This is a genomic window from Nocardia sp. NPDC006982, from assembly GCF_042869435.1.
GTDB lineage: Bacteria > Actinomycetota > Actinomycetes > Mycobacteriales > Mycobacteriaceae > Nocardia.
The window spans coordinates 1-9,188 of record NZ_JBIAFV010000055.1; the positions used below are offsets into that span (position 1 = coordinate 1).

Here is a 9,188-nt window from a genome sequence, read left to right on the forward strand (position 1 = left end):
GGTCGACCTGGCGGCGACGACACCAACACCAGGCGAAGCAAGCCCACTACCACCGAAGACAGGCATTACATCACGAAGTGATGCTGGAGTACTAGAGGACTTGGTCATTGATGCCCAGATCAGCGGGTAGCCGCAGTGACCGGTCCTCGCGGCGGAACTCCTCGGGATAATGCCGTGGCACAAATAACATTCCTGCGATGATGTCGTGGCCAAGAAGTCAAGCAAACCAACTCCGTAGACTCTGGGGAACATCATCCTCTCCGATAAATGCGGGGAAGCTCACGGCGATATCGGTCAACATAGCGACCAGTCGCTGGCGCTGGCCGATATCAAAGACAGCGAGCAGGTCATCATCGATTCCGTCGACGACCAGCGTGGCATTATTGAGTACCACGCGGCCCTCGTCGGTAAGGTGCAAAGCATGCGTGCGACGGTCCCCCGCCCGGCGTCGACGTTCCAAAAGGCCACGGCGCTCAAGACCGTCGACCAGCTTCACCATTACATTGCGGTGAATCCCCATCCGATCGCAGAGCTGCTGCTGGGACGGTCCAGCCATGTCGGCCAGAAACATCAGCAACCCGAACTGCCGCGGATGCAAACTAAACGGCTCCAACCGCCGTGCGAACTCACCCGTGGTGTACGCACCCAGAAGCGACAATAGAAAACTCGGCCGCTGGCCCAGCCCACATTCATGGTTCGACACATCAGTAATCTTATTGCTTGACGGCGGTCAGGTTGGCCTGTGGTCGAACTCGCCACGGTGACCGCACTCGGCGTTTGTCGTGGGGTTGCAGCTGTTGGTAGATGCTGCCACCAACCGTCGTCAGTTAGCGAACGCGACGCAACGCTTTGACCTTCCGCAACGTAAAACCGACGTTTCATAGCGTCAAGATCACGCCGACCAGCCCGACCGCCGATGGCGGATAACGCCGTTGACCGAGATCCGGGTCGGCACCGGCAGCAGGCCGAGCTCCTCCCAGTAGCGCAGCGCTGAGGTGGCGACACCTATGCAGTCGCCAGCTCGCCGATCGTCGGCTGCTCACTCATTCGAGAAACTACCGATTATGCAGTTTGTCGCCAGCCACGATTTTGGGAGGATCCACCGAGGCGTCGATCCTCTTGATACGTTCGGTGTCGATGGTGAGCTCAAGCACCGACAACAGTTTTCGGTCTCGATAAGCGAGCACGATTGGATGCGGATCGAGGGGGTGGGTAACCAACGTGGCGTTGCGGAGATGTCGGAGCAGATTGTCGATCATCGCATGTGGGCCGTTGAGGACGATCGGTTCGAAACCGGACCTGACGGTGTAACTTGCGGATCCCCATGCCCCGGGGTGTAGCACCTCGAGAAGTGTATCCATGTCACCATTGCTGCAGGCGACCATGAACCGATGTGTGAGCTCCCGGTGTTCAACCGACGGGATAGCGCTCGGATGCCGCGTGGCTTCGGCGATCTTGCCCCTGGCTCGCCGGGCAAGCTGCCGACAGGTGCCGACGGGGCGTCCGAGGGTCTGCGCGATCGTCTCGAAAGGAGTTGCGAACACATCGTGCAAGATGAAGGCCACGCGCTCGGCGGGGTTGAGTTGTTGTAGTACGACCAGCAGAGCCGTCTGTACTTCGTGATCGCGAGTGATCCGATCTGCGGGATCGATGGCTGGTGGGTGGCTGACATGAGCACAGTGACGTCGGTTGGATCGGCCGGTCTTTCGTGTCTCGCGCGGGCACTGCGCAACTGGTCGAGGCAGATGCGTCCGGTAACCACTGTCAACCAAGCACGCACGTCTTCGATCTCGTTCGGGTCCGCACGAGCCAGCCGGATAAAGGCCTCCTGCACTGCGTCCTCGGCTTCACCTATATCGGCAAGCACGCGAAAGGCGAGGTCCACCAAGTACATCCGATGTGCTCGCCATTTGTCGGCAAGTTCCGGCGACATGCTCATGGCCCCTAACGCGAGACATACGAATAAGTACCACCATGCTTACCCAGCGTCCGCCGCGATCTCCGACATGGAGTCGCCGCCACCCTGTCGCTCAGCGGCCGTTACTGGGAATACTGCATCAGGCGCAGCTCGGCCAGTAAAGCGATCCGTGCCTGAGCAACCGTACCTGATTGGATCGGCCCGATCCGCAACCAGTAATTGTTCGTCACGTGTGCGGTTGCAATGCGATCGTAAGTCTTCTCACGCCAATCTGACCAAATTTCCGTCTCGTGGCCGGCCGCGGTTCCATCTGGCTGTGGCTCGCCGGATTTGGACTGTTTGCTACTTTCCGGCATGCTACGGTCCCCCAGGGGCCCGGCAAAGTCGTGACTCTCATGGGCTACAACCATCGACAACTACAGTAGGGCTAGACCCGATCGGTCCAACCGTCCGTTGGTCAGTCGGCCTGGACTGACGAGGTTGGTCTGGGAAACACGTCGAAGAGATCCTGCAATGCGGTGGAATCACCCGACAGTGACAATCGACCGGTTGCGAGGGCGTCTGGGATGGTGTGCCTTCTCGTCAGCAATGACACAAATGTCTGTAGGTCGGAGATGACTGTGACATCAGCCGGTGTCGTTGCCTCACGTCCGACCTCGATTCCTGTGCCGGACACTCGCACGGTGAACTGGTCGTTGCCGAAATGAAACCGGTACACACCATGGAGGTCGGAGTCTGGCCGGGGTCGGAAATCGCTGCGTAACGCGAGCATCAGCGAGTCGACGCTGAGGTGTGCGTCGAGGTCACGGAAGGGAGAACGCCGCCCCCATCGGCCGAGTTCGACGAGGACCGGTTCGAGGTCGCGTCCCCAGTCCGTGAGCTCGTACACCTGCGATCCGACAGGTGGGCCGAGTGTGCGTCGCTGCAGGATTGCGTGTTGTTCGAGATCGCGCAGGCGTTGAGCCAGGCGGTTGGGAGCGATGGATGGCAAGCCCGCCCGCAGATCGCTGAACCGCTTGGGCCCGAACAGCAACTCCCGAACGATCAGCAGTGCCCAGCGGTCACCCGTCAGGTCGAGGGCATGTGCTGCCGCGCAAGCTTCCCCGTATGTCCGTCTGTTATGCACACCGACAGCCTATCCAGCGCTTTCCGACACGATCCTCTCCGATAGTATAATGTAACTATATAGTTTCTAAATGTAACTTAGCTCTATGTTCTGGAGGAACGATGATCCTGGTCACAGGTGCCAATGGCCGGCCCGGTTCGGCGGTGATCCGAGAGTTCGCGAAGCGGGGGGATCCGGTGCGCGCGCTCGTCCGCGACCCCGCCAACGGTGCGGAGTTGCAGTCGCTTCCCGGTGTCGAGATGGTCGTCGGGGACATGCTGCGGCCGGACACGCTGTCCGATGCGCTCGGCGGTATCGAGCGAGTGTTGATGATCTCCGGTGCCGGTCCGCAGATGCTCGAGACGCAGTGCACGTTCATTGATGCTGCCAAGGCGGCGGGTGTGGGACACATCGTCAAGTTCTCCGGGGACGACCACATCGTGGGGTGGGAGCCGGAGAAGTTCCGTTCGACTCGCAGCCACGAGCAGATCGAGCGGTACCTGCTGGCGTCGGGAGTTTCCTGGACCGTGCTTCGGCCCAGCCAGTTCATGGAGGTGTACTTCGAAGAGGTTCCCGACATCGTCGAGCGAGGTGAATTGCGGCTCCCGATGGGTGCCGCCACTCTCGTCCCTGTTGCCCTGGAAGACGTTGCCAAGGTTGCCCACGCCGTCCTGACCACGGACCGACATGAACACACCACCTACCGTATGACCGGACCACAGGCGAACACCATGACCGAGATCGCGGAGTCGATCTCTGCTGCGGTCGATCGTGAGATCCGCTATGTGGATGTAGACCCTGAGGTCAAGAGAGCTGAATGGCTCGCCCGCGGCTATCCACCGCCGCGGGTGGACGCTTTTGTCCAACTGTTCGCCGAGCGGCGGAAGTTGGGGACAGCGACAGTCGATCTCGGCACGCATCGGCAGTTCGGGATCGAGCCCACCAGCTTCCGGAGGTTCGCGGCTCAGCACGCGGCGGTCTTCCGCGGCGAACGCGCCTACCGCAACACCCCGATCTGACGACCCATCGCCCCTACCCCGAGGACAGACCAGGTAGGGCAATGGACTGGGGTGTGGCATGGTTGCTGGCTTCGATCCTTGTCACCGCCCTGTTCACCGCCGAACTCGCCCACCTGATCACAGACCCCCATCTCAGGCCGGCATTTGGCGTTGTCTTTGCACCCGGTTGGACCCGAGACGCCGGGTGGACACTGGTGACCGCGTAATCGACTGTCGCATATTCGATCCTGTCAGCCTGATCGCCTGTATCAGGAGCGGTCGTTGCGGTCGTCCGGCCCGGAGCGATTCCAAAGTGCTGCCCGCCTCGGCGACGAGGCAGGTGGTCTGCTGGTGTAGTTGAGCATGCGGGCGACGACAGAGCAGGGCTTGCAGGACAAGTAGCGGATCGCGGCGATGCGGCCGGCGATGCTAGGACGCCGTGAGCGCGGAATTGCCGCTCGATGGGTCGGTGGTCAGGTTGAGCTGGTTGTCGATGTGGGTGAGCAGCCACCCGGCGATCGGTTCGGGGACCGGTGTCGGCGGGTCACCGAGACGGATGCTGACCTCGTCGTTGTCGTGCAGGACATCGCCGACGGTCATGCATAAGATCCTCTGGTCAGCGGCTGAGCGTAGAGCAACGTCGCAGGGCAGCGCCCCAGGATGCTGTCGTTGGTGACGAGACAATGGAGGACAACCCTCCCCACCCCATAGTCCACCGAACCACAACCGAATCAACGCGGTCGGTCACCTCTCACAGGCCAGCACCCCTCCGACCAGGCCGTTGCCCTTCCTGGCTCACCTTGTTCCCACCCGGATCGTCCGAAAGCTGTTGCAGTGCCCGCGTTCTCATCATGTCATGCCCAGGCCGCGGTTATCGCGGCGGCTCCGGTTTCGGTGTCGCCGAGTGGCGAATCAGCAGCTCAGCCGCTGATTCCGGTGAGTTTGCTGCAGATGCTGGAGATGGTGACCGATCCGCGGCACCGGCGTGGGGTGCGGTATCGGTTGGGGGGTCCTCGCGCTCGCGCTGGCGGCGACCTTGACCGGGGCACGGTCGTTCACGGCGATCGCCGAGTGGGCTGCCGACGCGCCGGAAACGGTGTTAGCCCAACTGGGAATCGTGGCACGGGTCCCGTCGGAATCAACGATCCGCCGGATCCTGGGCCGGCTGGCTGCAGACCGGCTCGACGAGGTGATCGGCGCGTGGATGTGGCTACGCACGTCCGTGATCGATGGGCGCCGCGTTATCGCCTTCGACGGCAAGACCGTGCGAGGAGCCCGTGACGCGGCGGGAAATCTGGCGCATCTGCTGGCTGGGCTGTGTCAGCGAACTGGAGTCGTGCTCGCCCAGATCGCCGTCGGTGCGAAAACGAACGAAATCCCGGTACTGCAAACACTACTGGCCACACTCGATCTCGCGGGCGCAATCGTCACTGCCGACGCCATGCACTGCCAGCGCGAGACCGCACAGGCAATCACCAATCGCTGCGGCCACTACATCCTCACCGTGAAAGGCAACCAGCCGACCTTGCGTAAACGCGTGAAATCCCTGCCCTGGAAAGATATTCGGGCCCTGCCGGTCACCCGCGAGCACGGCCACGGCCGCCAGGACACCCGCACGCTGAAGGCCACCGAAATCTCGGCCGGCATCGGCTTCCCCGGCGCCGCCCAAGTGCTGCGACTGACCCGCACCCGCACGCTGCGCAGGACCGGAAAACACACCCGAAAAACCGTCTACGCCGTGACCAGCCTGACCATCGCTGACACCCCGCCCGAACAGATCGCCGAGTGGTTGCGGGGACATTGGTCGATCGAGAACAAACTCCATTGGGTCCGCGATGTCACCTACAACGAGCCCCGCACCGACGACCCGCGCCGGACCCACCCGGGCTGCGGCCGCCGGAATCGCCAGCGGGTGATCAGCCACGGAATCAGGCCGATCGCGTTGCCCGGGGCGACGACAAAGAATCCTGCAGTGATCAGCGTGGCCTTCGATTTGATCACGAGTGGTCCTACTCTAAATCCTTATGCGGGGGATAGGGATTCAGCCGCCGGCCACCGCAAGGACGGCGGCGAGAAATGCCATCGCTTGCCAGAACGCGCTGAACGCATACCAGCTGGCGTAGCGGTCTAGACGCGACTTCAACTGAAGGTGCTCATCCTCGGTTGTGCGTACGACGCGGAACCGGGCGGGCAACGCCAGGCCCGTACCGAGGAAGGCCAGCACGGTGGCCGAGAGCGAGCCCGCGGTCCACCAGGCCACGGCCCGTGGCTGGTCGGACACGAACGCGGCCACCGTCGTCGCGATGGTCAGCAACGCACCAAGCCAGGCCACCGGGACGTAGCTCTTTCCACCAAGCCCTGCCAAATTCGCACGCAGATAATCGGCGTACGCAGGCAGCCCCACCCGATGACGCACCCGAGGACTGACCACCGCTGAGTCGTAGATGATGCCCGCGCCCATGCCGCGAACCACCGCGGTCGCCACTGCCAGCACTTCGAACCATGACATGGCGCCAAGTAGATGTGAACCATTGACAGATGTCAAGTATGATTTGGTATCATCTTGCTGGTGGAGCGAAGAATCATCGAGGCGACAATGGCTACGGCGCGACAGCGCAATCAGTCGATCGCCGAGGTACCGCTGACGGCGATCGCTAAGGCCGCCGGAATGTCCCGCAGCACCCTGATACGCCGGATCGGCACCCGGGCCGCACTCGACGAGGCGTGCCGCCGGGCCGGTATCGATCCCGGAAACCGGCTGCGGGTGCGAGAACGCGCCATTACCGCGGCCGCCGAGCTCATCACCGAGCGCGGCCTCGGCGCATTCACCCTGGAGGCGGTCGCCGACGCCGCGCGCTGTGCCGTGCCCAGCCTCTACTCCGTCTTCGGCACCCGGGACGGTCTGCTCGCCGCCGTGTTCGACGACTACGGCCCGCCACCCGACCTCCAACAGCTCGCCGCCGCCCCTCCCGCGCAGATCGAGGACACCGTCTATCAGATCTACCGCGCCCTGGTCGCGGCATTCACCCGAGAACCGAGGGTACTGCCCGCACTCTTCGCCGACCTGCTCGCCCGGCCCAACGATGGCCCGGCGAGCCGCCTCGTCCAGCACACGTTGCCCTCCATGGTCGCTCCCCTCCACGCACTTCTCACGCCGCACATGCGAGCCGACCGGCTGCGTACCCTACCGCTGCCCCTGCTGGTCCAACTGCTCATCGGACCATTACTCGCTCACCTGCTGACCCGATCCGCGATGCAGGCGACACTGCGCGCCGATATCGTCCCCATCGACGAGGTCTGCGACATCTTCGCCGCCGCGTTCCTGCGCACCGCCGTACCATGACCCGAACCGCCGCACGCTTCTGCACCAGCACCGCTACAGCGCAGCGCCACCGGCCAGCCCTCTGCGTGATGCGCATTTTCGGCAGCGCCGACCTGCGTGGTCCGGTTCGCGCCACACGTTGCCACCCGCGTTCAGCGAAGTCTTCGACAAATCGGTCGAGTTCGACTAGGTTTCCGCCATGTCCGCACAGAGGCTCGGTCCGACTGGTCCAGGCTTTGTCGTCGATGGAATCGGGGTAGCGTGCTGGTGAGCTACCGTTTAATGCGCTCCACAACCCTGGCTTCAGACGGCGAGAGTCGTATGAGACTGGTTGTACTTCGATAGGAGGCCAGCCGCGTAATCGCGCCGATCGTTGGTCGTGAATCCGGAACTCTTTTCGTAGTACCGGTCGATGGCATCGGCCACCGCCCGGGGGTCATTCTGGTTCGCGCGGACGGTATCGTTGGCCTGCTGATAACCGCCACTGTGCAATTCCTGAACCATGTAATCGAGATGGGTATGCCAGTCGCCGATATTCTTGCCCCGCTTGCTCGCGAAATCCTGGAGCCCGGCCAGTCGATCGAAACGCCGATGGAACAAGCCTTTGGCCGTTCCACTGTCTCCCTCAGAGACGTCCAAACCAGACTCGAACTTCGCGTTGGCTATGATGCCAGCGGCCTGCGCCGGGGTGAAGTGGTCAGTGCCGATGAGGTATTCCATCAGCGCCATGTCGAGCTTTCCTGGGGCGGGGATGATCGCGGTGCCCATCGAACCCGAGTTGCCGCTCCACGGGATTGTTCCGCTGTGCCGCGGGGTGGGGATGACGTCGGGGTTGGGCCGCCGGTGGGAGTGTAGGTCGGCTGGCAGCTTTTGATTTTGAGTGCCGTGGCCGCCGCTTGGTCTGAGATGCCGTGGACCTGGTTGTATGTCGTATTCAACGTATCCCAGACGCTGTTGAACAGGGCGTCGATTATGTTTTTCGGTAGTTCCTCGTGGGTTTTGGTTTTGTCGTCCTTATCGGTCACGGTCCGTACGGTTTTGAAAGAGGCGTCGATCTTCGTGTTGAGGTCTCTCACCGGGGTATCGATGGCATTGTAGGCGGTCCCGTCATCGGGGACCGGTCAGCACGGATTTCGGTGAACGCCGATATGCGCGAGGAAGGCGTGAAATTCCCGTTGTAACGGGCCGCGTTGCACGCATATCGAGATAAAACCGCAGCTCACAGCAGATCAGATCTTACGCGACCCCAACCAATGGTCTGTAAGGCCGTTGCTCAAGCGGGGCTGCGCCACGGGGGTAACTACGGTCACAACCACCCGTGCCGAGATTCCGAATTCGCGTAAATGATCATTGTTGAGGTGGTTCTGGTTTCGGCTGCCGGTCCAGAGTTACGCGGAGCGTGGCCAACGCGGTCGACCAGGCGATGAGCTCATCCATCATGTTGAACAAGGCCTGCGTGGTGCGCAGGCCCGGAGTGCATTCGTCAGTCAGGGTGGTGAAGTCGGTGAACAGCGACAAGCTGACTTGGCTTCTCACCGTCGCGACCTTCACCTCAGCCAAGACCAGGCGTAGCTGTTCGGCCGCGCGAATGCCACCGTCGCGGCCGTAAGTCACCACACCGGCCGCCTTGTCGTTCCACTCTCGGTATAAATAGTCAATCGCATTCTTGAGAGAGGCTGGAAACGAACAATTGTACTCCGGGGTAGCGAAGATGAACCCGTCGAACAGCGCGACCGTCTTCGCCCACTGCTTAGCCTCGATCTTTCGCCGGGCCTTCGGCCCGGCGTAGTCGGGTTCGGATTGGTTTCCGGTGGCTGATCAGCGGCCGGTGGGCAACATCGGGTA

At 62.2% G+C, this 9,188-nt stretch carries 11 protein-coding genes and 1 pseudogene; 3 read left to right on the forward strand and 9 right to left on the reverse strand.

Going from position 1 to position 9,188, the window contains the following annotated elements:
- Window positions 1-217: 217 nt before the first annotated feature.
- The 5 genes and pseudogenes from ACFYOW_RS49035 to ACFYOW_RS49055 form a co-directional block, all read right to left on the reverse strand.
- On the reverse strand, window positions 218-703 hold the full coding sequence (locus tag ACFYOW_RS49035; protein WP_387298989.1) for a MarR family winged helix-turn-helix transcriptional regulator: 486 nt from the start codon (window positions 701-703) through the stop codon (window positions 218-220).
- Window positions 704-892: 189 nt separating this feature from the next.
- Complete coding sequence (locus tag ACFYOW_RS49040) at window positions 893-1,009, reverse strand: MerR family DNA-binding transcriptional regulator (RefSeq protein WP_387299007.1); 117 nt, start codon at window positions 1,007-1,009, stop codon at window positions 893-895.
- Between the two features lie 46 nt (window positions 1,010-1,055).
- Window positions 1,056-1,939, reverse strand: a pseudogene (gene sigI, locus ACFYOW_RS49045) (RNA polymerase sigma factor SigI).
- 101 nt (window positions 1,940-2,040) lie between these two features.
- Entirely contained in the window at window positions 2,041-2,274 is a 234-nt protein-coding gene (locus ACFYOW_RS49050; RefSeq protein ID WP_387298991.1) for a hypothetical protein, read from the reverse strand.
- 101 nt (window positions 2,275-2,375) lie between these two features.
- Window positions 2,376-3,044, reverse strand: a complete 669-nt coding sequence (locus ACFYOW_RS49055) for a winged helix-turn-helix transcriptional regulator (RefSeq protein WP_387298993.1) — start codon at window positions 3,042-3,044, stop codon at window positions 2,376-2,378.
- Between the two features lie 101 nt (window positions 3,045-3,145).
- Between ACFYOW_RS49055 and ACFYOW_RS49060 the strand changes: the two genes are divergently transcribed.
- A complete protein-coding gene (locus tag ACFYOW_RS49060; RefSeq protein ID WP_387298995.1) occupies window positions 3,146-4,042 on the forward strand; it encodes an SDR family oxidoreductase in 897 nt (298 codons plus the stop codon).
- A gap of 408 nt (window positions 4,043-4,450) precedes the next feature.
- Here ACFYOW_RS49060 and ACFYOW_RS49065 read toward each other — a convergent pair whose 3' ends face one another.
- A complete protein-coding gene (locus ACFYOW_RS49065; RefSeq protein WP_387298997.1) occupies window positions 4,451-4,621 on the reverse strand; it encodes a hypothetical protein in 171 nt (56 codons plus the stop codon).
- A gap of 385 nt (window positions 4,622-5,006) precedes the next feature.
- On the opposite strand from ACFYOW_RS49065, the gene ACFYOW_RS49070 reads away from it, so the two are divergent.
- Window positions 5,007-6,152 (forward strand): ISAs1 family transposase, encoded by a 1,146-nt coding sequence (locus ACFYOW_RS49070; RefSeq protein ID WP_387298999.1) that lies wholly within the window; start codon window positions 5,007-5,009, stop codon window positions 6,150-6,152.
- Here ACFYOW_RS49070 and ACFYOW_RS49075 read toward each other — a convergent pair.
- The gene (locus ACFYOW_RS49075; protein WP_387299001.1) at window positions 6,063-6,530 is read right to left on the reverse strand and encodes a hypothetical protein; all 468 of its coding nucleotides are present in this window, start codon (window positions 6,528-6,530) and stop codon (window positions 6,063-6,065) included. The two genes, ACFYOW_RS49070 and ACFYOW_RS49075, sit on opposite strands and share 90 nt — an antisense overlap.
- A gap of 60 nt (window positions 6,531-6,590) precedes the next feature.
- Between ACFYOW_RS49075 and ACFYOW_RS49080 the strand changes: the two genes are divergently transcribed.
- Entirely contained in the window at window positions 6,591-7,364 is a 774-nt protein-coding gene (locus ACFYOW_RS49080) for a TetR/AcrR family transcriptional regulator (protein WP_387299003.1), read from the forward strand.
- A gap of 282 nt (window positions 7,365-7,646) precedes the next feature.
- Here ACFYOW_RS49080 and ACFYOW_RS49085 read toward each other — a convergent pair whose 3' ends face one another.
- Together ACFYOW_RS49085 and ACFYOW_RS49090 are read right to left on the reverse strand one after the other, a co-directional pair.
- Window positions 7,647-8,111 carry a phage tail tip lysozyme gene (locus ACFYOW_RS49085; RefSeq protein WP_387299005.1) on the reverse strand — a complete coding sequence of 155 codons (465 nt, stop codon included), beginning with the start codon at window positions 8,109-8,111 and terminating at the stop codon, window positions 7,647-7,649.
- A gap of 579 nt (window positions 8,112-8,690) precedes the next feature.
- The gene (locus ACFYOW_RS49090) at window positions 8,691-9,104 is read right to left on the reverse strand and encodes an NADPH-dependent FMN reductase (RefSeq protein ID WP_387299010.1); all 414 of its coding nucleotides are present in this window, start codon (window positions 9,102-9,104) and stop codon (window positions 8,691-8,693) included.
- Between the last annotated feature and the right edge of the window lie 84 nt (window positions 9,105-9,188).

What these genes read in the sequence shown, in the direction of transcription:
- ACFYOW_RS49085 (WP_387299005.1), bottom strand. Translation starts at nt 8,111, where the DNA reads ATGGGCACCGCGATCATCCCCGCCCCAGGAAAGCTCGACATGGCGCTG.
- ACFYOW_RS49075 (WP_387299001.1), bottom strand. Translation starts at nt 6,530, where the DNA reads ATGTCATGGTTCGAAGTGCTGGCAGTGGCGACCGCGGTGGTTCGCGGC.
- ACFYOW_RS49050 (WP_387298991.1), bottom strand. Translation starts at nt 2,274, where the DNA reads ATGCCGGAAAGTAGCAAACAGTCCAAATCCGGCGAGCCACAGCCAGAT.
- ACFYOW_RS49065 (WP_387298997.1), bottom strand. Translation starts at nt 4,621, where the DNA reads ATGACCGTCGGCGATGTCCTGCACGACAACGACGAGGTCAGCATCCGT.
- ACFYOW_RS49060 (WP_387298995.1), top strand. Translation starts at nt 3,146, where the DNA reads ATGATCCTGGTCACAGGTGCCAATGGCCGGCCCGGTTCGGCGGTGATC.